Below are 23,742 nucleotides of genomic sequence, written 5' to 3' on the forward strand. Positions count from 1 at the left end.
GCTTCCCTCGAGCTTGGCCGCGAAGGTGCCAGTCGGCCGCTTGGTGACCAGATTGATGCCGCCGCCCGGTTCGCCGCGGCCGAACAAGGCCGCGTTGGGGCCCTTGAGTATTTCGATCCGCTCAATTCCCGAAATGTCGCGCGGCCCCGCGAATCCCCGGCCTGCGTTGAACCCGTTGACGAGATAGCCGCTCGGATTATTCTCGTCGCCGACCAGTCCGCGTATTGCAAAGCTTTCCCAGAGACCGCCGAAATTATTCTGCCGGGCGACCGAAGAAGAAAGGTCCAGCGCGTCCGCCAGCCGCGTGATCTGCCCCTCCTCCAAACGCTCTTCATTCAGCAGCGTAATGGATTGAGGGATATCGGTAATCGGTACGAGGCCCCGATAGGCTTGTCGCTGACCCGTGACCATCAGCTCACGGTCCGGCGCGCCCGCTTCCCGGGCGCGAGCGTCGGCGGGCGAAAGCGAAAGCCCCGAGGCGCAGGCCATCCCGACTGCTAGGTTTCTGATCATGCGCTTCCCAATCCTGCGTGCTCGCCGCGACTTAATGATATATCGTATCATGTCAATGCGCCTGGCGCGACGATCTGGGCGGGGTGCCATCCCCCCGCGGCGCATCACACTCGGAAGGATGATTTCCGGGGGACCAAAATTACCCCCAAATCCCCCGATCCTGCCCATTTTGGCGCGAGTGCCGACGATGTCTCGCCGCGGACGGGCCATCGTCATGTCAGCGTCGATGGCTGCGCTGGCGCTGGGCGGACGCCGGCGACAATGATGTCGTTGTCGCGAACGGCCATTGCGGGCTCAAAGAGGAACGTGCTGGCCGTCGGTGGAGGTGCGGCTCGCTACCGCTTTGAACGGCGGGATCATCGGCTTCGCCGTGTCGCGGCAATGTTGAGTGCGGTTTCGCGGATCTGACCTGGAGAGCCGATTACGCTCGTCCATCTCGCGCCGCCGTCCCGAATTTTATCGGCGCGATGTCACGGTTTGCCGTTGCCGCTCGTCAGACATTGTGACGCCAACGCCGGCGCAAAGAAAGGAAGACAAGATGAATCGTTTGAATTGGTCCGCAGTCGCTCCAGCTGGAGCGAAAGCGCTGTTCGCCGTACACCATTACGTCACCAGCAGCACCGCCCTCCCGGAAGAACTGATCCACCTCGTCTTTCTCCGGGTCTCTCAGATCAACGGTTGCGCCCATTGCATCGATCTGCACACGCGCGACCTTCTGAAAACAATGCCGGTCGACAAGATCGCCCTGCTCCCGGTCTGGAACGAAGTCCCGCACCTGTTTCCCGACCAGTATCGCGCGGCGCTCGCATGGGCGGAGGAAGTCACGCGCATCAGCGAGACCCATGCCTCCGACGAAGCCTATGCCGCGGCTGCCGCTGCCTTTGAGCCGAAAGACCTGGTTGACCTTACGATCGCGATTGCGGCGATGAACGCCTTCAACAGACTGGGAGCACCCTTCCGCCTACCGGTCGCGGCGAAGCCCTGATCAGGCAGTGGATCGGTCTCGGTCGGCTCATACCTCCAACCGCTTCGATTGGCCGGCAGCGGTCCGACCGCTTTCGGGGCAACCCTCGAAAGCAACCATCGCGCGAGCGCGGGGCTCTGCGGTCGCCACCGCTTGCCAAGCTGACTTTCTCTCGTCGAAGGGCGCCGCCTTCGATGTCCAGGGCTCAAAATATCTCATGCCAATTTTCGACGTCCGACGAGCTGTTGGCCAATCCAAAGCAGATCAAGCCTGGCCGACTAACCGACGTGCCGCTTCTCTCGAGCCGATACTCGAGCCGGCGGCACAGGAAGCCGTCCACCCGCTCTTCCGATGTCAAGGTTAACGTGCCTTTCGAGGCTTTACCTTGCCATTTGTGCGTATGACCAATCGGCCAGCTGCCGGCGCGCTTCGCTCGCTCATTATATCGTCCGCTGAATTCGTCGAACGGAAAGCTCGGCCGGCCGTCGAATTCGATGCCGCCTTCGCAGTCATTGCAGCTCACTTCGCCGAACTTGTTATATTCGGCCTTCTTCGCCTCAACGTCGGGTGGGGTCTTGAGGCTGTCGATGTAGCGAGCCTTCGGCTCAGGCGATGCAGCCGGGGCTGACGCAGGGTCCGGCGCAGTCTGAACGGCAAGCGTTGCCTCATCATCGGAATTTCGTTCCTGACGCGGGTTTGCCGTCCCACTGGTCATATCGCCAACGAGTTTGTCTGCATTCTGCTCGACCTTTTCGACGGCGCGATCGGCCAATCGTTCGAGAAAGCCCCGGGCTTCGGCGTTATGGGCCGACAGTAGAAGGACGGGAGCGGCGAGGGCCGCGCACAAATTGCATCGCATGTTGGTCTCCAGAGATTTGATGATTTGAATGCGTCAACCCAGATCAGTCGTCAGCGTAGCGGTCAGTCGGCGCGGGAGATTGTAGAGGTAAACGCCCGACGATCCGTTCGCCCAACCATATTTGTTGCCGATGTTCGCAAGCTGCAGTCGCAAGGTCGCGGGCGCCTTGCCGAGCTTGAAGCGATAGCGGCCGCCAAGCGACGCGATGGCGCGCGCGGGGATGACGAGCTTGCCATCGACGCTTGCGACCCGGTCTGACGTGCTTTCGACGACGAGATCGACCGAGACGGCGGGCACAAAGGTCGGCCGGTAATCGAGCACCGCGGTCGAAAGCCGCCCAAAGCTCGCGAGCGGCTTCTTGCCAACCAGCCCGCTTTCGACGGCATCGCCCGACAGCGTTGCGTCGATGAGCGCAGTACCCGCGATTGCGGTCAGGCCCGGCGCGATCTGGCCTGACAGCGAGAATTCGGCACCGCGATGCCGCACGTCGCCAAGTTGGCGGAACAGCCTGGCGCCGTCGAGCGAATAGAAGGGCTTGGTCACCTCGAACACGCCGGCGACCAGGCGGATCGCGGGTGTGATCGACCACCGAAGGCCAGCGTCGACCTGGCGCGTGCGGATCGCCGGTGGCGCCTCGTCGCGATTGACCGCGTGACCCGGCGCAACTGGGCTCTCCTCCAGCCCTTCGGTATAACTGCCGTAAAGGGCGAGCGACGGCGAGACGTAGAAGGCTGCGGTCGCGTTCAGCAGCAGCGGCGCGTCCGTCGTCGTGATGACCGGCAGGCCCGGACCCAACACCCGCTTGCTATAGTCGGTTTTCTGCAGGCCAAAACTGACTTCGCCGACATCTTTCCAGCGTCCCTCATAAGCAACGCCCGCGGTCCACTGCCGTACGGCGTCGCGCGTCTGCGGACCAAAGTCCGAAACGGGCTCGGGGAAGTCGACGGGATCCTCGATCGAATGGTTGCCGACATAGATTTCGCGGCTGCCGCCATAGATGCGCGCGCGGTCACGTCCCTTGATCGAGAGGTGCAGCGTATGGAGCCGCGGTCCCTCGGCAAAACGGCGCGACAGCCGCACCTCGCCGCTGGTCGAGGCCAAACGCCGTCCGGGTTCCGCGATTACAACCTCGTCGGCGGTGCCGTCAGGCCTCACATCGAGGAACAGCTGCGTGTGCGAGCGGTCAAGTTCGAGGACCGAACGGAACGCCCCCGCCTTCAGTGTCCAGTCCCCCCGCTTCATCGTGGTGGTCAGACCTGCATTGATCGTTTCGCCCTCACTGGTCGCCCATTTCTGACCGATCCGCTTCACCCGCTCGAGCCGCGGCGGCAGGAAGTCGCCCGCGGTCAACAGCAGCGGCGACAGTTCCTCGTCGGCGATGCCGATACGGCTCCAGAAGGGCATGACTTCGACGCCGTCGACCGGTTCCCAGCGCGCGATGAGCGCGGCCGTGCGATATTCCGCCGCTCCGCCGGTGTGGTTGCGGTCGGACACCAGCCCATAACCTGCACCGATCGAAAGCCGGTCGGTGATCGGAAGCTGCCCGTCGAGTTCGAGCACCTTCGATCCGAATGGCCCGAGGCGACCGCTGACGCTGAGGAGCCGTTTCGCGCCTGGTTTGCGTAGATCATATTCGGCGATGCCGGTCGGTGCGGGAAAGGGATATCCCTGCGCGGACAGGCCTACGCGCATCTGCAATCCGCCGATCAGCCGGTCGGAAAAGGACGCCTGCTGGTCGATGTAGAGACCGTCGAGGCGGATGTTCCCCGCCTCCGCCGCCGAGAAGCCGCGGACATAGTTCGGGTTGTAGATACCGATCTGCTCGCCGCCGATCGAAGTGCCGAAGGCGTCTTCGGCGCTGGTGGTCGCATTGTCGTCGGTGCGCTGGGCCAAAGCCGCAGCCGGCGCGGCGGCGAGCGCCAGCCCGAGCGTCGCAAGGAACAAGCGGTCCATCACCTCACCTCCCTCATGCGGCGTTGCACCTCTTCCCAGTCGGTCATGAACATCGCCGCGGCGAGGCGAGCAGCTGGGCGTTCGGGGTTCAGGCGATCGCTGCGCAGGTCGTCATTTTCATGCGAATAGCTCGACAAATGGACAAGCAGCGGATGCACGCCCGCAGCGCCCGGCTGATACCAGCTCCGATCGTGCTGCAGTTGCAGCGCGAGCGGCCGCGGCCCCCAGGCATATTCCGCATCGGGGTCATAATCGGGGAGCGTGTCGGCGACGTAGAGCCCGAATGCGGACCCGGTGCGAACCTGCAAACTTTTGCGCTCTACGCCCTCGGCCTGCACCTGGCGGCGCGCCATCATGTCATAGGGGTTGAGGAAGACGCTCAGCACCGCGCCCTCTTCCGACGGGGTCAGAAAGCGGCCGTCGCGCTGAATGGTGTCGGTGTTGCCTTCGATCACGCTCTTGGCCCGGATGGTGAAGGTCGCCCCGACCAGCCGCACGCCGTCGAGGGTCGGTACGACCGAGATGTTGATATCGGCATGCAGGCTGGTTCCCCGAACGTCGCGGAGCGAGGGTTGCTGCATCAGCGCGTCGAAGGCGACCATCGCACGGCGGCGCAGCAGGTCGATCTCGGCGACGGGGATCTTCGCGAGATTGCGGGGCTGATGGACGTGGACGTCGGGCGCCTTCGAATACCATCCCGGCAGGCCGGCGCCGGGACCGGGCGCCTCGGCCACCCATCGCTCCATCAATTTCTTCGGTGCCCGGCTGTCGCCAGCCGCGGCATGCGCCGCGGGAACGGCGGGAGCCACCGCCAACAGCCCCAGAAGGGCAAGTTTCAGGAAAGGAATTTTCATCGCTCGAGCTTTCTTGGGTTTGTCGATGCTCATCCGGGCAGGCCCAGCGCGCCGCCGATGACGCCGCGCAGCAGTCCGCGCTTCTTTTTGGGCTTCGCGTCGCTGGTCCGTGTGTCGCTTTCGGCGTCCTCACCGTCCGCCATCAGCGATGCGAGATCGACACCGAGCATGGACATATGCGTCGCCTTGGTGCGCAGCTTGACGCCCCAGCCGGCAGGCGCGCCGCGCGGCGCCCCGTAATTCCCCTCGGTCCCATAAGCGGTCATCATCAGCATCGCCGATTCCGAGGCTTTGCCGACCGCCGACGGGACGACACATTCGATGGCCTCGGGGGCGAGCAGGATATGCTGCTGGACAAGGCGCGCGATGTCGCTCTGCTCGAGATAGTCGGGCAACGCCCTGCCGGGCATGCGCACCGCGCTCGACGTCCACAGGACGATGGTTCCGTCGTCGCGCGCGCCGGTCACCGTCATGAAATAAGCGCGGGCATTGCCATGCGCGGGCCAACTCACCTTCACCGCCCCCGACGCAAGCTCCGCGCTCCGCGGCGCGAGCGGGGCCAGGAAGTCGTTCCCGCTGGCGACCGAGAAGCGCATTTCGGGCGAATAATTGCCGCGCACGACATGATCGCCGACGAGCGAGGCGTCGCGCGGCACGCGGGTTCCATTCTTGCCGCCCGGCCATTCGCCATAGGTTGCATGGCGCCCCGCCGATGGCGGCACCATCGCCTTCACATCGGGGATCGTCCCGAAAGGCGATGCTGCACCGGGCTTCATCGTCGCAAGGTCGATAACGACCGGCTGCCCCGCGGGCGCGGTTTCCCCGCAGCCCCAGTACAGCTCGATCCGCCCCTTGGGCTTGTCGGGCGTGCCTGGCCGGTAATCGGGTTTGCCGTCGCCCTTGGGCACGCCTTTGCCCGGCGAGACGAGCGGCAGGCGCTCTCCGGCGCGCAGATCCTGCGGCGGCAGATGCTCTGCGCTCGGAGCGGTGCTGCTTCGCGTCGATCCGAGCTGGAGCGAAAGATTTTTCTCGACACCCGTGGGCTGGCCGGTCGCCATGCCCGAAACGGTCTCGGCGGACAGCCAATAGACGGCCTCGATCTTTGGCTTCGGCGCCTGCTGGGCAAGCGCGGCGGCAGCGATGGCAAGCGTGCAGAGCGCGGTGCTGCCGGTCAGGATCATCTTCATCGTGCAAGGTTCCTCTAAAGTCAGGGCTGCTGCGGAGCCGGCGCAATTGGCGGGGAGATATGGAGGCGGAGGCCCGGATGATCGATCACGAACCGCCGGTCGGCGAACATGTCGATCCCCAGAATCATGGCGGGCTGTCCGGTCGTGAAGCCGAGGACCCTGAATATGGGCAGGTCGGCGACGCGCACCTTGCGGCCCTCGACCTTCGCATTGCCAATCCCGAGTGCGGCAACCGGCGCCTCGACGCTCGGCATCACGTGGTTGGTCGCGCCCTTGATGTCGGTCGCCTTGACGATGCCGGGGCTGTCGGGCGTGAGCCCGATCGCCTTCGCCGCCGCCCAGTTGATGATCGTGCCGCGCGCACCGGTGTCGAGGATGGCCGGAACTTCGGCGCCATTGAGGCGGACCGTAAGCCGCGGTGCGCGCATATCGTCGAGGACAAAAGGAACCGATGCCGAAAGTCCGTCGAGCATATCCGCCTCGACCTTCGGCGTCATGCGCCACCGACGGCCGGGCATGTCCAGTTCCACAGCAAAATCTGCGATGATGTCGGCGCCCAAAATGCCGCCGATCCCGAGATGGTCGGTGGGTCCCGGCGGCAGCAGCATCAGTTCGGGCGAGCGGAAGCTATGTCCGGCAACGTCAACCTGCTTCACGACCGTCGTCTCGACGTCGACCCGTCCCGCCGCGCCATCGATCGGATCATCCGACAATTTGGCGACAAGCCCTGGCATCTCGGCGCGCAGTTTCGGCATGATCGTGGTGCGGCTCGCCGCGGTGTCGATGACGAAGCGCTTCGGCGCCGATCCGTCGATGCCGACATGGACGACTGGATGACCCGACGGCAGAATTTCGAGCGGCTGCATCGCCGACGGGGCAGCGACAGCGACCGGCTGTTCGGTCGCCATGGCACGCGCCTGCTCGGCGACAATCAGGGCACCGAGCAGGCCGAATGCAACCAGACTATAACGATAACGCGTGAGGGGCATGGCCGATCTCCGGCGGCGGGGTGCCGCGAACAGGGGGCGGTTATGACGGGTTCAGGATGCGCTCCATGCCTCTGCGACCAAGCCGGACCTTGCCTCGCCCGAACAGATTGCCGCGAGACGAAGGCGGACGCCGGTGCGACGAGGCAGGACGCCAACCGCGCGCACTTCCTTTATGCTTGGGGCGAGCTACACATTGGAATTGCCATGCAGTTGAAGCCCGAACATCGCCTGACCATCCTTCTGGTGGCAGCGACCTGGATTCTGTCCGGGGTGCTCTACATCATCCCCTATCACCTCTTCAGCGGCGCGGGCATTTACGTCACCGTTTCGGTGATCAATATCTGCGTGATGGGCGCGTTGCTTTCGGGCGGCGTCTATTGGGCGGTCCGGGCCACGCGCCGTCGCAATACCCTTGTCCGTCTTGCCGCGATGGGCGCGGCAGTGGTCCTCGCGTCGGGATTGCTGGCGCTGATCGACGCCTCCACGGGCGAATGGATCGGGCGGCTCGTCGTATCGACCCAACAATCCGCGCCCTTTGCGCTTCGCGCGACCAACAATTTCATCGCTCTCGTCTGGCAGTTTGCCTTGCTCGGCGCTGCCTTCACGGTCATCGAAGCGAACAAGCTGACGCGCGAGCGCGAGCTCGAACTCGCCGTCGCGCGCGAAGCGGCAAGTCGCGCCGAAGCCGCCGCGAGCGCCGCCAGCCTTGCGGCGCTCCGCTATCAGCTCAATCCGCATTTCCTGTTCAACACGCTCAACGCGATCTCGTCGCTGATCGTCACGAAGGAATATCGCACCGCCGATGCGATGCTCGCCAAGCTGTCGGAATTTCTTCGCGCAACATTGTCCTCGCAGCCCGATGCCTTGCTGCCGCTCGAGGACGAGCTCGCGACGCTGCAGCATTATCTGGAGATCGAAAGCGTCCGCTTCGGCGAGCGGCTAGCGGTCGAATTCGTCTGCCCGCCCGCGCTCAACGACGCGCTGGTGCCGGGTTTCCTCCTCCAGCCGCTGATCGAGAATGCGATCAAATATGCGCTCGCACCGTCGGCGGTGCCGGTGACGATCAAGGTCGAAGCGTCCCGCGACGGCGAGATGCTGCTCGTTTCGGTCGAGGACGACGGCGCGGGGCAGGGAAAGGACGCACGCCCCGGAACGGGCGTCGGCATCGCCAACATCCGCCAGCGGCTTGAGACGCTCTTTGGTGCGAAAGGCAGCCTCGAAACACTGAAACGCGAACGCGGCTTCCTTGCGATCGCGCGCCTGCCGCTCGAACGGCGCAGCGAGGAGATCGCGGCGTGAGCAAGCTTCACGTCCTGCTCGTCGACGATGAGCCGCTGGCGCTCCGTCGTCTCGAAACGCTGTTCGGCGACATCGACGATATCGAGGTCGTCGGAGCCGCCTCGACCGGAGAGGAAGCCGAGCGAAAAATTGCAAAATTGCGCCCTGATCTGGTAATGCTCGACATCTCGATGCCCCAGAAGAGCGGCATCCGCGTCGCCGCCGATCTGGTGGCCGAACCCCGCCCGGAAATTATCTTCGTCACCGCTTTCGAGCAATATGCGCCCGATGCGTTCGAGGTCGATGCGGCCGACTATCTTCTGAAACCCGTACGCTTCGACCGTCTGCGTCAGGCCGTCGAGCGGGCGCGCCGACGGCGGGCGATGCGCGATGCCGCCGATCGGATCGCAGGCGCCGCGCCGGCGGAAAATCGCGAAGAGGCAATCTGGGTCCAAGTCGCGAGCGGCAACCTCCGCCTGCCCATCGCCCAGATCGAATGGGTCGAGGCGGCGCGCGACTATGTGTTGCTCCACACTTCGACTCGAAGTTACATTCACCGCATCTCGATGACGGCGCTGGAGCAGCTGCTCGACCCCGCGCAGCTCATGCGTGTCCATCGGTCGACCTTCATACGTCCCGCGCTGGTCAAGGCGGTGCAGCGGCTCGGCAAGGGGCTCATTGCGCTCGAAATGGAGGATGGCGCGGCCGTGCAGGTCGGGCCGAGCTATGTCCGCGCGGTGCTCGACCGGCTCGGCCTCGTCTGACGCCTTCGTCGCGCCACCGTCCACCTTGGTCGATGCAGATGCGGGCATGTCGCTGGACGAGCGCGCTTGGAAGCAAGCGGCGAGCGCCAGCGTCTCGCCTTTCCTAACGTGATCTTGCGGCCACGAGCCGCGAGCAGAGACGGCCGGTTCGTCCCAACCTCACCCCGGCAAGGACCGGCCGCTCTGCTCTACCTTCACGAGACGATGGAGACAGACCATGAGCAAACTCCCCTTCCTCGCCGCTGCGATCGCGCTCGGCTTGCCCGTGCCGGCATTGGCAAAGGCCGAAGCGAAGCCCGAAGCCCATGCCAAGGCCAACGCCAAGCCCGAGCCCAGAGCGAAAGCCGAAGCCAAGCCCGAGGCACGCGCAAAGGCCGAAGCCAAGCCCGAGGTTCGCGCGAAGGCCGAGGCGAAGCCCGAAGGCTGATCGCGTCGGCAACGGAGTGCCGATGGGAAGCTCTCTCGCGGTACTCCGCCAACGCTCGGCCCTGCTCCATGTCCAACACCTGCATTCGTTGCCTCGACATGGCGGAAGCAGGTCTGCTGCAGCCGACGAATGTGTTGAGCCGCCCCATAAACCCTGATCGAGATTTGCTGAGCGGAGCTTCGGCGCCGTCTACGCCTTGAACGGCGCAGCAGAATCCAGAGGTAATCGAATGACGATTATGCGCACTCTGCCGGCCCTTGCGGTCGGATTGACGCTGTCCGGCGCCGCCGCGCCGGTAGCCGCCGCGGCCGCCGCTCGATGCGCGGCCGGCTGGGCAGGAACGGTGGAATATTCGCGGCATCAGGCGAGCAGCGATTCCAAGACGCTCAAGCGCGTTTCCGGCAAGGGTACCGAGACGACCAACGCATCTATAAACGACGAATATGTCGCACAAATCGCCGTCCGCCCCGCGCCCGGCGGCGAGTACAGCATCGGCACGGCCAACATAAACCTCCGTGCAACCGCGACCGAAACGATAAATTCGAGCGACCAGATGATCTGTCCGCATGAGCGCACGATGCGCCAGATGTCGGGACAGTTTGTCAGCAGGAGCCAAAGACGCGGCAACGCTAGCGGCCTCGAGGCTGGCGTGGACATCACGACCGATAACGACGGCACCTATAGTGTCAGCGTCCGCCTGCCCGAATTCCAGGGCACCGAGTCGGGATCGAACTCGGCGAGCTTCAGCGGCCAGTGCAAAGCCAAGGAGGCAACCAACCAGAAGATCGCCGACGTGCCCACCACGATAGACGCAATGCGGTTTTCGAGCAGCGGCGAAGACCGGATGCAGCCGTCCGATCCCAATCGCCTCACGGGCGCGCACTCGGTCACCTCCTATGGCGTGACCGAATCGCTGCGCTGGAACCTGCGCCGCTGCGGCGGCGACCTGCGACTCATCGACCTAAAGTTCGAGGACATGCGCTTTCCGACCTGGGATGCCTGGAAAAACATCACCGAAGAAATCGGCACGATCGACGGCAATATCGTGCGCCTGACCGCAGTGGTCGCAAACGACAGCCCCGAGGAGAAAGCGGCGACGGTGAAGTTCCGCGACACTTACAAGGGCGACAAATGGGACGGCGCGAAGCCGGACGGGCTGCTGGGTGAGGTTTCGATCACCGTGCCCGCGGGCGAGCAGCGCGAAGTGCAGTTAAAATGGGACAGCTCGGGCTATGCCTGGTTCGACGACGGGCGGCCGAGGTTCACCCAGCGCATCAAGGCCGAGGTCGAGGACAAGGGCAAGAAGGTCGACGACATGACGCGGAACCTGAAGGTCGCGCCGAAGCCCTTGGTGCTCGTGCACGGCCTGTGGTCCAACTGGCGAGCCTGGGAGAGCTGGCAGAACATCCTGACCACCAGCCACAGCTATGACTGGAAAGCCTTTCCCGTCGGCGAGAAGCCTGAACATGGCCGAATGAACACCGGCGATGAAATGGGCAATTTCGGGCCGACCAACACGATCGCGCAAAATGCCGTCGAGCTCGGCAATTATGTCCGCTACGCGCAGAAGGACCGCAATGCGTGGCATGTCGACCTTGTCGCGCACTCGATGGGCGGCCTCATCAGCCGGCGCTATATCCACGCGACGATGCCGACCTATCCCGACGGCAAGCCGCAGGTGTCGCATCTGGTGATGCTCGAAACGCCCAACAGGGGCAGCAGCTGCGCAGACCTGATCAGCATCCCGCTGGAACTCGCCGGACGGTCGATGGACGCGCTCCGCGAGCTCCGGCCGATCAACGTCCTGAGGTTCAATGCGGAGAATAACAACAGCAAGGGCGTGCCTTTCTCGGTCCTGGCCGGAAACCCGCTGCCGCCCGTCTGCCGGATGCTGAGTCGCAACGACGGCGTGGTCGCGGAGCCCTCTGCAAAATGGATCATCACGGACAATGAAACGCAAACGATCCTGCATACGAGCATGACGGGAACGGAACCTTTCGCCTCCTTCGTCAAGCCGCGCGTCGCCCTTGGCCCCGGCAAACAGGCCGCAGAAGGATCGTCGGCAGAGTCCGGCGGGAGCCCACGCGCGTCCGCCCGCCTCATGATATTGGGTGTTGAAAATTCCGACGACGCCATTTCGGTCATGCCCGACGTTTCAAAGGTCGTGACGATCGCCCCTGGGCAAATACTCGATGTCGCGATCCCGGTAAGCGATGCGAAGAACTTTGGGCTGACCTTCGTGGCCGCCAATACGATCTCGGCGACGCTGATCGATCATACGGGCGCGGTGGTGGGCGCCAGCCTGAGCGATACGCCCGAGGCAAGCCAGATATTTCGATCGATGTTCGTCGATAGGGAAGTCACCAAGGGCAAATGGATAGTAAGGCTCCAAAGCAAGGATCGCGCAGACCGCGAGGTCATCCTGTCGACTTGGTCCAATGCCGGGCGCAGTGACACCTGACGTTACAGGCTTGTCCGCGGCGAAGGGGATCGCTGTCCCCTGTTCCAATATGGTCGGCCATCCGTCGGCTGACCATTTGACGGGCACCAAATAGGTTTACCGTCCGATATTGTAGAATGTCGGAGGCATAGGCGCGGGCCGCGAGGAAAACCGCCCACCAGTCGCCTGACGACGGGGTGACAATTTTGCATGACCGGCGGCTTCGACTGGGTGCGGCCGCGCCGCCGGCAGATCGGAGGGAATCCGGCAACGCGCCGCCAGACGGGAAACCTTCTCGACAATATTTTCATACCGCCCTCTCTTCCGCACCTTCCAGGGTGACCTTTGCCTCCAGTTCGGTTTTCGAGCTGCCGCCAACAAGCAGAGTAAACCCGCCCGGCTCCACGACTGGCCGGAGATTTCGGTCCAGCAGCGCGAAATCCGACGCGCCGAGGACGAAGCGAACCTGCTTGATTTCGCCCGGCTCCAGCGGGACGCGCGCGAAGCGCTTCAGCGCCTTCACCGGACGCGTCGTGGTCGCCACATCATCCCGCAGGTAGAGCTGGACGACTTCTTCCACCGCGCGGATGCCAGCGTTCCGGACTGAAAAGCGAACCTCCAGCGGGTCGGTCCTATCAAGCCGCGTTGCCGATAACTCCAGCGCCTCGTAGGCGACGGGCGAATAGCCGAGGCCATGCCCGAAGGGGTAAAGCGGGGTCCAGGGCGCATCGACATATTTTGCGGTGTTCCGCTCGCTTTCGCTTGCAGGCCGCCCCGTGTTGCGTTGGTCGTAGTGAATCGGAATCTGTCCGACTGCTCGCGGAAAACTCATCGGCAGGCGACCCGAAGGGCTGACGTCGCCGAAAAGGATATCGGCAAGCGCATGTCCCGCCTCGACACCCGGATACCACGCCCACAGTATCGCGGGCGCGTGCTGTGCGAGCGCGTTGATCGTCAGTGGCCGGCCGGCAAAGATCACAGTGGCGACGGGTTTCCCCAGCGCAAGGATCGCCGCAGCCAACGCCTGCTGGTCGGGCGCGAGATCGAGCGCGACGCGGCTGCGTGCCTCGCCACTTTCATCCCAGTTCTCCCCGATGCACAGGATGACGGCATCAGCCTCGCGCGCCGCGGCAAGCGCTGCTTCGCCGCCGGATGCATGGACCACATGCGCGCCAGCGCCGAGCGCCGCTCCGATTCCCTCAAGCGGCGTGACGGCATCGCCGGGAACTCCAGTCGGCGCCCAAGGTCCCAGCATCGACCGGCGATCGTCGGCGAGCGGCCCGACGACGGCCACTGATCGCAACATCTTGGACAAGGGCAGGACATCGCCCTCATTCTGCAACAGCACCAGACTCTTGCGCGCGAGATCGCGCGCGGCAACGCGGTGCGCGGGACGAAGCGTTTCACGCTTCGCTCGCGCCGGGTCGCAGTTACGATAGGGATCGTCGAACAGCCCCAGCGCTGCTTTGATCGACAGGATGCGGCGTACCGCCGCGTCGACAAGCGCGACATCGACCTTTCCATCCCGAACCGCCGCCGGCAGCGCATCGACATAGATACTACTCACCATATCGATATCGATCCCCGCCTTCAGCGCAAGGATGCCAGCTTCCTCGTCGGTCGCCGCGACGCCGTGTGCAATCAGTTCGCGGATCCCCGTATAGTCGCTCACTATCAGGCCGCCGAAATGCCAGTCTCGGCGCAGCAGGTCGTGCAAGAGATCGCGATTGGCATGCATCGGTACGCCGTTCACCTCGTTGAACGCGACCATGATGCTTGCCACGCCCGCCGCGATCGCCGCCTGGAATGGAGGGTAATAATATTCGGCCAGCCTTCGCGCCGAAGCATCTGCGACATCATAATCGCGGCCCCCTTCGGCATCGCCATAAGCGACGAAATGCTTGGCGGTCGCAAGCATCGCATCGAAATCCGACAGCCGCCTGCCCTGAAAACCTCGCACCCTTGCTTCGGCAAAGCGGCAGGCGAGTTCGACATCCTCGCCCGCGCCTTCGACCACGCGGCCCCATCGCGGATCGCGCGTCATGTCAACCATCGGAGCATAGGTCCAATGGAGGCCATTGGCAGTTGCCTCGACGGCCGCGATCCGCGCCGCGGCCTCGGCCGCGGCCGGGTCGAAGCTGGCCGCCTCGGCGATCGGCACCGGAAAGATGGTCCGAAAGCCGTGGATCACGTCGTCGGCAAACAGCAAGGGAATGCCAAGACGGGTCTCGTCGACCGCAATCCGCTGGAGGCGTCGGGTCGTTTCGGCGCCGTAAACGCTGAGGAAGGAACCGATGCGACCCGCACGGACATCGGCTTCGCTCCCTGCGGGAACAAAGGGACCGGTATCGTTCTTTTCCCCGCGCGCCTGGGCAAGCTGCCCCAGCTTTTCGTCGAGGGTCATCCGCGCCAGCAACGCATCGATATCGACCCCCGCAAGGCGGGGCGCGGCTTTTACCCCCACGCTTGCCAGGACAATACTCGCGCCCGCGCCCGCGCCCATGAAATTGCGCCTGGTCGGCCGAATTCGCCGATCCGTCCTGCCTTTGGGCGCCATGTGCCCTTCCGATACTAGCGGACGGCGTCCGCGGGGGGACGCTTTCCCGTCTCTACCCAAGTCCTCAGCGCCTCCCACGTCGCGGCCGATTGCTCGGGGCTGAATCCGCAGTGCGTATAGCCCTCCACCCCGCCGACCGGCAGCGGCGCCTTCGTTCCCGGCACCGTATATTGGACAAGCCGCTTTCCGTTGCCCGCCGCCTTGACGATACGTCCCAACGCCTCGGACTGCGCATAAGGGACCAGGGAATCGATGCGGTTATGGATGGTCACCAGCGGAACGCGGAAGCGGCCGGTTGCCTGATGCCATTGGCGCGCTTTGGCAACCGCCGACGGATCGGCTTCCAGGCGCTGAACTTTCGCATTGAAGGCTGCGGCCTCTTCTGCGTTCATTTCGGAACTGGTGTAGACCTTACCCACGTTACCGTAGATGCTGCCGCCTAGCGTGCGGTTGAGGTCGTCCATCCCCAGCGTCACAGTCACCAGCGGAAAAGCGATCGACGCGGGTTCCGGCTCGAAACCACCGATCGAGGCAATCTGCTTGAGGATGAGCGCCTCACGCCCCTCGGGATTGTCCCCTGCCGCCTGCGCGAGCGCGAGAACCGGCGTCGCCATCTGGGCGATCCGGCCCCAGCGGAACGCCTCGCTGGTCGCCGCCTCACCCTCCGGCGGCTCCATCGGTAGCGCCGAACGAGTAAGATCATGCTCACCCGGCAAGGCGTAGGGCGTGCCTTCGGTCAGCAAATTATAGGCGGCGCGCATGTCGATAAGCTGTCCGAACAGGGTCTCCCAACCGTCGGTGACACCGCACGACGACATCGCTCCGGCAAACGCCTTGGGATTTTGTTCGATCAGCGACAGGGTAATGTTGCCCCCCATCGAGGTACCCGCCACGAGGAAGCGTTTCGCACCGAGTTTCGAGAGAAAATCGCGCAGGCGGAGGGTATTTTCCGTCGCAGTCTGAACGCCCATCCCCGCCTTGTCATAAGCGCTGTGCCCGGCAGCATAGCCATCGCGATACGCCTCGGCCAACACGCCGTTCGCGCCCGTTCCCTTGGCGAGCGGATCGACAGGAACGTCAACCGGCGTGCCGGGCGTCGAATAGCCATGGACGTAAAGCAGCGTCCCGCGATTCCATTTTGCGGGAAAGGCGACCGAGAATTGGTCGCCATCGAGTTTACCGGCGAGGATGAAACCGCCATCGGGCGCGGCGAATGTGCGCAGGCTGGTAGCGCCGAGTTCTTGCGCACTTGCCGCTAGCGTCGACTGGGTGGCCGTCAAAGCCACGGGCTTAAGTTCTTCGGCATACGCCGCCATCGGCGCAGCCAGAAAGACAAACCCGGGCATCAGGCGCACAAAGTAGCGGCTTTTGCTAAACTTATCCATAAATGCCTCCCGCCAACGTCGCATCGACGTCGGGCGTATCGCCGCGCGCCGCGAGCAGTTCGAGCGTCACGCCATTGGTCCATCCAAAACCGGTTTCGGTCGCATATTCGCCGCCCGATCCGGCGGCGCAGGTCACGACATCATATTTTTCGAGAAGCTGGCCGGTCGCATCATAATGCGCTTCAACCATCGCGAGCCAGCGCTCGGCGATATCATCGGCGAGCCCGGCTTCTCCGTAACGGCGAAGCCCGGCGATCGCGATCCACTGCAACGGCGCCCACCCGTTGGGGGCATCCCACTGCTGCCCGCTGTCGCACCCTGTCGTCATAAGTCCGCCCAGACGCAGCAATCGTTCCAAAGCGGCCGCCGTGGCGCGGGCCCGCTCAGCCGACGCGACGCCTGCAAAAAGAGGAAAGGCGGCGGCGGCCGTCAGCTGGTCCGAAGCGTGCCCGCTGTCGAGATCGAAATCGCTATAATGGCCCCCATCTTCATTCCAGAGATGGTGGGCGATGGCGCGAGCGCGAAAGTCGGCGCGCGCAGCGAAATCGCCGGCCAAACCCATCTCACCGAGCGCACGCGCGGACTCCGCGATGGCCTGTTCGAGACCGAATAGCAGGGCGTTGAGATCGACCGGAATCATCCGCGTCGTGCGGATGGTGGCCAGGGTCCGCGAATCCGCAAGCCAGCGCGAGCTAAAATCCCATCCGCTCTCGGCCGCCGCGCGAATGTCGCGCCAAAGCTCCCCTGCATCGCGCGAAGAGGCCTCCGCGGCGAGTGCGACATCCTCGCGCCAGCTTTCGTCGCGTGGTCGGTCGCTGTCATCCCAATAGCGGTTGAGCAATGCACCATCGGCCAGTCGGACGACGCGTCGCGCCTCGCCGCCGGGCGCAAGATTGTCGGCGCCTGCCATCCAGAAGCCATATTCCTTGCACATCCAGCCGAGCCGACGGCGGCGCCCTTCGACACTCTCGTCTCGCGACAGCCGAGCCATCAGGTAAAAAAAGGGCGGATGCGAGCGCGTGGCGTAATAGCTGCGCGTTCCGTTCGGAATATGCCCGATCCGGTCGAGCAGACTGCCGAAGTTGCCGACCATATTCTCGACCAGATCCTGCCGGCCCGAGCGCGCAAGGCCGAGCATCGTGAAGTAGCTGTCCCAATAATAAAGTTCCCGAAAACGACCGCCTGGGACAACATAGCTGTATGGCAACCACAATTCCGACGATCCCGGCGCGGGATCGTCCGACACCCGGGTCAGGAGGGGCCAGAGCGCCGTGATGCGCGCGACCAGCGGCAAGTGGTCTGGCTGTTGCGCCGTCCGTTCTTGTGGAACGTCGAAATTGTCGAGCACGAAGCGGCGTAGCCCGTCACCCGACGCCGGCTGTTGAGCCTGCCAGTCGTGAACGATCGCTGCGGGCGAGCGGCGCGGACGCGCGTCGGCAAAGGTCTTGGAATCGGGAAACACCCTCTCTTTCTGAACCGCGGCGAACAGCGGACCAAACAGTCCGGCGGGGGTATCGACGGCGCTCATGCAGCGGCACTTTCGATACGGCGACGCACGACGGGCAGCGCCAGCGCGACCAGCCCCATCGGCACCAACAGGAAATAGAAGGCGGCCGTGCCGGGCAGAGATTGGAAGAGCAGCCCGACGAGGAACGATCCGATGGTTCCGCCAAGCGCGGAAAAGATGACGATCAGCCCGATCATCGCCGCGTGGCGATGTCGCGGCAGCGCGCTCAGCACCACCGAACAAATGGTCGGATAGATGGGCGCGAGGAAAAGGCCGATCAGCGGGAACAGATAGGCTGCGAACGGCGCGTTCGTCCAGCCGACACCAACGCGCGGCTGTACGCCTTCAGCAAGCGGCAGCGCGGCGATGACGAGCAGCGCCAGCGCGATCAGGCAGGCGAGCAGCAACGGCAGCCATGCGACGCGACGAAGCACGAGCCCGGAGGCCAGCCGCCCGAGCGCGAGCGAGGCGACGAACAGGCTCGACATCTGGACGCTCATCGCCGCGGGAAGATGGAGTATTTCGCGGTTGAAGGTCGGAAGCCAAGTTCCCACGCCTTGCTCGATCAGGACATAGAGGAACAGCGTCGCCAGCGCCACGACCGTCGCGGGCAACGCCGCGAGCGCCGCCATCTCTTTCCAGCCGGCGGTCGCCGAAGGCCCCGCCCCCTCGATCGACGCCGCGCCCTCATCTAGCTGGATGCCCAGCCACCCGAGCGACGTCAGCACGCACAGTGCGGAGAGCAGCCAATAGACGCGCAACCAGTCGCCCTCGTCGATGAACCAGCCGAATAGCCAGGCGCCCGCGAGTACGCCGCCCATGAACACCCCCTCGACGAGCCCGGTAATGCTCGCATGGTCTGCGGGATCGCGGGCGAGAAGTCCGATCGACGAATAGGTCGCAATCTTGGTGATCCCGAACGAAACGCCGGTCATCACGAACAATGCCTGCATCGCCGCGAAGTCCGTGGCAAAGGAGGCGAGCAGACAGGTGCAGGCCATCAGGAAAAGCACGGCGATCAGCGCACGGCGATAGCCGAACGCCGGCACCGCCCCCACAAGCAGGAATGATGCCGCGACGACCGACAGATCCTTGCACGCCTCCAGCGTCGATCCCATCACCTTGGTTGCGCCAAAATGGGCGATCGATTGCAGGATGACGATGCCGACGCTGTTCATCAGCAGGCCGAGCAACGCATAGGTCAACGCCAGGGTTATGATCGTGCGCGTTCGCATCAGCGCGCCCGTCGCCCCAGATGCCGATCGAAGAAGGAGGCGATCAGTTGGTATGCTTCCGTGGACTCGGGCATGTCGGGCCAGACGAAGAAGGCGTGCGGCAGGCCGTCGAACAGATAAAGTTCACTTTCCACACCCGCCGCAGCGAGGCGGCGATGCACAAGCGTGAGCCCGCTCGCCGCAAAGTCGCGGCTGCCTGCGAGCAACAGCGTCGGCGGCATGGCCCTCACCTCCTCGGCAGATGTCAACGGATAGGCCGCTGTATCGTTTGCCGCGACGCCCTGCATGTAAGCGAGGGGCAGGACGTCGGGCAGCGCCGGAACCAGGAGCGCCGCACCGCCGGTGATCGGCCCCGCCAGATAGGGACTGTCGCCCGAATAGGGCGCGCCGGTCCCGCAAAAGGTGCCGATCGCACCCGGACGCGGCAGCTTTTGGCGGCGTATCCAGGCTGTGGTTTGCGCGGTAATCACCCCGCCGGCCGAACAGCCGTAGATACCGATATTCTCGGGCCGATAGTCCTTGAGCAGCGCCTTGTAGACCGCGGTCACATCCTCCGACGCCGCCGGATAGCGATGCTCGGGCGCGAGCCGATAGTCGACCGTGACCACCTTGACCCCCATCGTCGCCGCAATCGGGATTGCCTCGACCAACGCGCCGCCACCCGATCCCCACATGAAGGCCCCGCCATGGACGTTGATGAGGACACGGGTCCTGTTGCCCTTGGCAACGCCAGCCGTCGGCTCGACGACATCGACCGTGACGCCGTTCATCGTCAGGCGCCGTTCGCCGGTCTGAAAATGGCGGCGCATCTCGACCAGTCGGTCATCGTTATAACGGCCATAGAAAGCACGCTGCTTTGCGACGTCGCCGGCGATCTCCGCGGGCGCGGTGGCCTGTTCCATCCGTTCGAGAACTTGCCGCGCTTTATCGCTAAGCTGGTTCGATACCGGGAGGGTGAAGGCGGGAACCTGCGTTTGCGCCGCGACGGGCGAGGAGAGCGCAATCGCCGCCAGAATCAGCAACTTCCTCATTCTCCTTCTCCCAAATGAGCGACGAAAAAGCGTGCCATCACAGCAAAGGCCGCGTCGGTTTCAGGCGCGTCGATATAGGCCCAGAAGGCATGCGGCAGCCCGTCGAACACGACGAGCTTCGCGGGGGAACCCGCCGCGTCGATCGTGCGACAAAAGTCGGCGGTGCCGCTCAGCAGAAAGTCGCGTGTGCTTGCGAGACAAAGCGTCGCGGGCCAACCGATAAGATCACCGCGCTGCGGCGAGACGAGTGGATCGTCGAGGACCCGTCCACCGGTATAGAGGCGGGCAAGCGCATCGACGCCGGACGCATCGGCGAACAGCGCCGCGCTGTCGCCAACCGCCGACAAGTCGGCGGCGCCCGAGAAGAAGCCGAGCGCTGCAGGTTGCGGCAGCTTGTCGGCGCGCAACCGCGCGACGAGCTCGGCCGACAGGATCGCGCCCGCCGAGGTGCCATAAAGCCCGATCGCCTTCGGATTATGGTCCTGTAAAAGCGCGCGGTAGACGGCGACCGCATCGTCGACGCCGGCGGGAAAGGGATTTTCTGGAGCGAGGCGATAGCGCACCGCGACAACCCGATAGCCGGTGAGCGCCGCGACCGCCGCATTCTCGCTGATCGACCCCGCATCGACAAGGAAGCCGCCGCCGTGCAGGTTGAGGAGGATCGGTCCTTTCGCGGCGCCTCTCGCTGGCAGGAATATCCGCACCGGAACACCGGCGATGACGTCCTCTTTCATCGTCACACCATAGCGCGCGAGCCTCGGCACACCGATTTCCTGCTGGATCGCTTCCGCTCGTTCCCGGCGCCCCGCGATCGTCGCGGGTTCGGGCGGGCGGGCGTCATTGGCCGCAAGGCCCTCACGCGCCGCGACCGAGAGCGAGGTGGGCCACGGCGCGTTTACCAGCTGCGCGCATGCGGCCGGTGCGGCCGGTGCGAGCACCGATGCTGCGAGGAGAGCCAAAAAATAGCGGGTCATGTCCTTGCTCCACCATATCTGCAAAGAGCCGCGCGCTGGGCTTCGGCGTGCGACGAAAACTTTTGCAATCGCCCGCCCCCCATGCCCCGCCGCTGCGGCTCCCCACAGGAAAGATGCGGTTGCATTCAAATGACGCGAGTTCCACCGGCTTTTGCGATCGCGCCGAGGCGTTTTGCGCTGGGCTTGACCGTGCGCTTGAACGTCTGGCGATCGACCGCGACAAGGCCGAATTTGGGGCCGTAGCCCGATAGCCATTCGAAATTGTCGAGCAGCGACCAGTGGATATATCCCAGCACCGGCACGCCATCTTTCCGCGCCGCCTCGACCGAGGCGATCGCTTCAGGAATGAAACGCTCGCGCTCGGAATCGTCGGCCGCGTCGATGCCGTTTTCGGTCACCAGTACCGGCAGGCCGGTCGCCCGATGTGCATAGCGCACGACATTTCCGATCGCGGCGGGGAACCATTCGCCGCCGCCGGGCCGCCGCGGGACGTCCGCCGGGATTTCGACATCGCGCTCAGCTCCCACATAGGCGCGGCCATAGGTCTGAACGCCGATGAAATCATCCTTGTCGGTCACCGCGAAAAAGGGTTCGTATATGTCGGCGCGCTTGCGCTCGATCGCGCTGTTTTTCACGACGGCGACATTGTCCGGAATGGCAAGGCTGAGCCCGATCGGCAGGTCGCTACGCACCGCTCGAATCGCCTCGCGGCCCTTGACATGCGCGGCGGTGACGCCGGGGATCATCGGCATCGGATCGCCTGCATTAAGCAGCGAGAAGCGATCCGAGCCACAGGCCCGCGCCGCCGCCGCGACCGAAGCGGCCACCTTGTCGAGAAAGGCGGGCGGCGGCGGATTGGCCGACCAGCGACCGCCAAGCGCCAGATTGGGTTCGTTGAAGGTCAGCGCATGGCTCATGCCAGCAGCCATCGCGCGCGACACCTTGTCACAGTAGCGGGCGAAGAGATCCGGTGCGTCCCTGTTCTCCCACCCACCGGCCGCCGCGAACCAGCGCGGCGTCGTGAAATGGTTGAAAGTAACGATTGGCGCCAGCCCCTGCTCGCGGCAGTGATCGACGATGCGTGCATAATGATCGAGATAGGCTTGGCTGAACTGCCCCGGCGCAGGCTCGATACGTGACCATTCGACCGAGAAGCGATAGCAATTGAGGCCCAGTGCCTTGACGATCGCCACATCCTCGCGCCAGCGGTGCAGGCTGTCGCAGGCATCTCCGGACGGCTCAGCGAAAATAGTCGGCTGCACCTGCTCCAGCAGCCAGATGTCGGCATTGTTATTATTGCCCTCGACCTGGTGCCCCGCTGTCGCGACGCCCCACAGGAAGTTGTGGACAGTCGGCGCGGCGCGCACCGGGCTAGCGGCAGCCACTGCGACCGCCGCCGCGCCGAAGCCAAGCATCTGCCGCCGGTCGAGCGAGGACTGGCCGCCGGTCATCGCACCGCGTCCGGTCCTGGACGTTGGCCCGTACGCACCCACGCCCGCATCGCGTCGAAGGCATCGGCGTTCTGCTTGGGAGAAAAGCCGCAATGGGTATAGCCTTCAAAACCGCCGGGCAGCGGCATTTTCGTCGGCGGCACGGCGTATTGCGCGATCCGCGCACCATTGCCCGCCGCTGCTACGGCTCGCCCCAGCCCCTCGGATTGGGAGAAGGGGACCAGCGAGTCGATCGTCTGGTGGACGGTGACCAACGGCACGCGAAATTTTCCGGTCGGCTCGTGCCATTGCCGGGCGTAAGCGACCGCGCGCGGATCGGCGGTGTAGCGCTGCATGCGGCGGTTGAAATCGGCAGCCTCTTCGGCACTCATCTCGGGCGGCGCATAGATTTTTACGCTATTGTCGATCGGCAATCCCCCCATCGTCGCGACGATGTCGTCCATGCCGAGAACCGCAGCATAAATGGGTGCACCGATCGCCGCGGGATCGGGCGCAAAGCCACCAACCGCCGCAACCTGACGGATGATCCGCGCCTCGGCCCCGTCGGGCTTTGCTTTTGCGGCCTGAAAGAGCGCGAAAATAGGCATCAGGACCCGCATCTGCTGTTGTCCACGAAACGCATCGCCCGCCGTCGAGTCACCCGCAGGCGGCGCAGTCGGCAACCCCGAGCGGGTCAGGTCGTGCGCGCCGGGCAATGCATAGGGCGTGCCTTTGGTCAGCAAGTCATATGCGGCGCGCGTATCGGCGAGTTGCTGGATCAGCGGACGCCACCCCTCGGTCACGCCGCACATCGACACCGCTCCCGCAAAAGCCTTTGGATAGAGTTCGATCAGCGCCAGCACGATGCTGCCGCCCATCGATCCGCCGACGGCATAATGCCGCTTGGCACCAAGCCGCGTTGTCAGCCCGTGCAGCCGCATCGCATTCTTCGCGCCGCTTTCGGTTGCAATCCCCGACTTGTCGAACGCCGCGACGCCAACCGCGAGGCCTTCGTCATAAATATGCCGCAGCGCGCCGCCGCTTTCGGACGGTGCGGTCGGGTCGTCAGGCACCTTCGGGAGCGAGTCGGGCACCGCATAGCCCTGCCCGATCAGCACCGCCTCGCGATTCCAGTTCGCCGGGATCGCGAGCACGAAGGCGCGGCCCTCGATCCGGCCGTTGACGATCATCCCGCCCTCCGGCGCAGGACGGGTCGTCAAATCGGTCGCACCCGCCCGGCGGGCCTTGGCGAGAAGTGCTGCCTGCGCGGTGTCGGGAGCAAAGGCGGCCGTCGGAGTGGCGGGAGCAGTTGTCTGCTCCGCCTGCACCGGCCCCGAAAGCCCGATCGCCGTGGCGAGAAGAAGCGAGAGAACCGAACGCGTCACCATGGCGCGT

Annotated in this window: 18 protein-coding genes and 1 pseudogene; 5 read left to right on the plus strand and 14 right to left on the minus strand. The window is 64.5% G+C overall.

Annotation, left to right across the window (positions count from 1 at the left end):
• Positions 1–72 precede the first annotated feature (72 nt).
• A pseudogene (locus HDC35_RS19815) lies at positions 73–729 on the minus strand (TonB-dependent receptor plug domain-containing protein); the annotation flags it as partial.
• A gap of 322 nt (positions 730–1,051) precedes the next feature.
• On the opposite strand from HDC35_RS19815, the gene HDC35_RS05040 reads away from it, so the two are divergent.
• Complete coding sequence (locus tag HDC35_RS05040) at positions 1,052–1,498, plus strand: carboxymuconolactone decarboxylase family protein (protein ID WP_184644342.1); 447 nt, start codon at positions 1,052–1,054, stop codon at positions 1,496–1,498.
• 184 nt (positions 1,499–1,682) lie between these two features.
• Here HDC35_RS05040 and HDC35_RS05045 read toward each other — a convergent pair whose 3' ends face one another.
• Genes HDC35_RS05045 through HDC35_RS05065 form a run of 5 tightly spaced genes read right to left on the minus strand, consistent with a single transcriptional unit; the run spans position 1,683 to position 7,319 of the window.
• Positions 1,683–2,336 carry a hypothetical protein gene (locus HDC35_RS05045; protein ID WP_184644344.1) on the minus strand — a complete coding sequence of 218 codons (654 nt, stop codon included), beginning with the start codon at positions 2,334–2,336 and terminating at the stop codon, positions 1,683–1,685.
• Positions 2,337–2,369: 33 nt separating this feature from the next.
• Positions 2,370–4,289, minus strand: coding sequence for a TonB-dependent receptor domain-containing protein (locus HDC35_RS05050; RefSeq protein WP_184644346.1), 1,920 nt, complete (start codon positions 4,287–4,289; stop codon positions 2,370–2,372).
• On the minus strand, positions 4,289–5,143 hold the full coding sequence (locus tag HDC35_RS05055; RefSeq protein ID WP_184644348.1) for a hypothetical protein: 855 nt from the start codon (positions 5,141–5,143) through the stop codon (positions 4,289–4,291). Before HDC35_RS05055 ends, HDC35_RS05050 begins: the two co-directional genes overlap by 1 nt.
• A 29-nt stretch (positions 5,144–5,172) precedes the next feature.
• Positions 5,173–6,330: a hypothetical protein gene (locus tag HDC35_RS05060; RefSeq protein ID WP_184644350.1), complete on the minus strand. Its 1,158-nt coding sequence runs from the start codon at positions 6,328–6,330 to the stop codon at positions 5,173–5,175.
• A 20-nt stretch (positions 6,331–6,350) separates the two neighbouring features.
• On the minus strand, positions 6,351–7,319 hold the full coding sequence (locus HDC35_RS05065; RefSeq protein WP_184644352.1) for an aspartyl protease family protein: 969 nt from the start codon (positions 7,317–7,319) through the stop codon (positions 6,351–6,353).
• A gap of 204 nt (positions 7,320–7,523) precedes the next feature.
• On the opposite strand from HDC35_RS05065, the gene HDC35_RS05070 reads away from it, so the two are divergent.
• From HDC35_RS05070 to HDC35_RS05085, 4 genes are all read left to right on the plus strand, one after another.
• The gene (locus HDC35_RS05070) at positions 7,524–8,618 is read left to right on the plus strand and encodes a sensor histidine kinase (RefSeq protein ID WP_184644354.1); all 1,095 of its coding nucleotides are present in this window, start codon (positions 7,524–7,526) and stop codon (positions 8,616–8,618) included.
• The gene (locus tag HDC35_RS05075) at positions 8,615–9,361 is read left to right on the plus strand and encodes a LytTR family DNA-binding domain-containing protein (RefSeq protein WP_184644356.1); all 747 of its coding nucleotides are present in this window, start codon (positions 8,615–8,617) and stop codon (positions 9,359–9,361) included. The genes HDC35_RS05070 and HDC35_RS05075 overlap by 4 nt, the downstream gene beginning before the upstream one ends.
• A 217-nt stretch (positions 9,362–9,578) precedes the next feature.
• Positions 9,579–9,788, plus strand: a complete 210-nt coding sequence (locus HDC35_RS05080; protein ID WP_184644358.1) for a hypothetical protein — start codon at positions 9,579–9,581, stop codon at positions 9,786–9,788.
• A 238-nt stretch (positions 9,789–10,026) separates the two neighbouring features.
• The gene (locus HDC35_RS05085; RefSeq protein WP_184644360.1) at positions 10,027–12,249 is read left to right on the plus strand and encodes a triacylglycerol lipase; all 2,223 of its coding nucleotides are present in this window, start codon (positions 10,027–10,029) and stop codon (positions 12,247–12,249) included.
• Between the two features lie 286 nt (positions 12,250–12,535).
• Here HDC35_RS05085 and HDC35_RS05090 read toward each other — a convergent pair whose 3' ends face one another.
• The 8 genes from HDC35_RS05090 to HDC35_RS05125 form a co-directional block, all read right to left on the minus strand.
• Complete coding sequence (locus HDC35_RS05090) at positions 12,536–14,731, minus strand: glycoside hydrolase family 3 N-terminal domain-containing protein (protein WP_184644362.1); 2,196 nt, start codon at positions 14,729–14,731, stop codon at positions 12,536–12,538.
• Between the two features lie 68 nt (positions 14,732–14,799).
• The gene (locus HDC35_RS05095) at positions 14,800–16,170 is read right to left on the minus strand and encodes a S9 family peptidase (RefSeq protein WP_184644364.1); all 1,371 of its coding nucleotides are present in this window, start codon (positions 16,168–16,170) and stop codon (positions 14,800–14,802) included.
• Positions 16,163–17,698 (minus strand): alpha,alpha-trehalase TreA, encoded by a 1,536-nt coding sequence (treA, locus tag HDC35_RS05100; protein WP_184644366.1) that lies wholly within the window; start codon positions 17,696–17,698, stop codon positions 16,163–16,165. Before treA ends, HDC35_RS05095 begins: the two co-directional genes overlap by 8 nt.
• Positions 17,695–18,912 (minus strand): MFS transporter, encoded by a 1,218-nt coding sequence (locus HDC35_RS05105; protein WP_260397539.1) that lies wholly within the window; start codon positions 18,910–18,912, stop codon positions 17,695–17,697. Before HDC35_RS05105 ends, treA begins: the two co-directional genes overlap by 4 nt.
• Positions 18,912–19,943, minus strand: a complete 1,032-nt coding sequence (locus HDC35_RS05110; protein ID WP_221438130.1) for an alpha/beta hydrolase — start codon at positions 19,941–19,943, stop codon at positions 18,912–18,914. Before HDC35_RS05110 ends, HDC35_RS05105 begins: the two co-directional genes overlap by 1 nt.
• Entirely contained in the window at positions 19,940–20,917 is a 978-nt protein-coding gene (locus tag HDC35_RS05115; protein WP_184644368.1) for an alpha/beta hydrolase, read from the minus strand. The genes HDC35_RS05110 and HDC35_RS05115 overlap by 4 nt, the downstream gene beginning before the upstream one ends.
• Before the next feature lie 125 nt (positions 20,918–21,042).
• Positions 21,043–22,368, minus strand: coding sequence for a glycoside hydrolase family 1 protein (locus HDC35_RS05120; protein ID WP_184644370.1), 1,326 nt, complete (start codon positions 22,366–22,368; stop codon positions 21,043–21,045).
• Positions 22,365–23,735 (minus strand): hypothetical protein, encoded by a 1,371-nt coding sequence (locus tag HDC35_RS05125; protein WP_184644372.1) that lies wholly within the window; start codon positions 23,733–23,735, stop codon positions 22,365–22,367. The genes HDC35_RS05120 and HDC35_RS05125 overlap by 4 nt, the downstream gene beginning before the upstream one ends.
• Between the last annotated feature and the right edge of the window lie 7 nt (positions 23,736–23,742).

It is taken from the genome of Sphingopyxis sp. JAI128, from assembly GCF_014207235.1.
GTDB lineage: Bacteria > Pseudomonadota > Alphaproteobacteria > Sphingomonadales > Sphingomonadaceae > Sphingopyxis.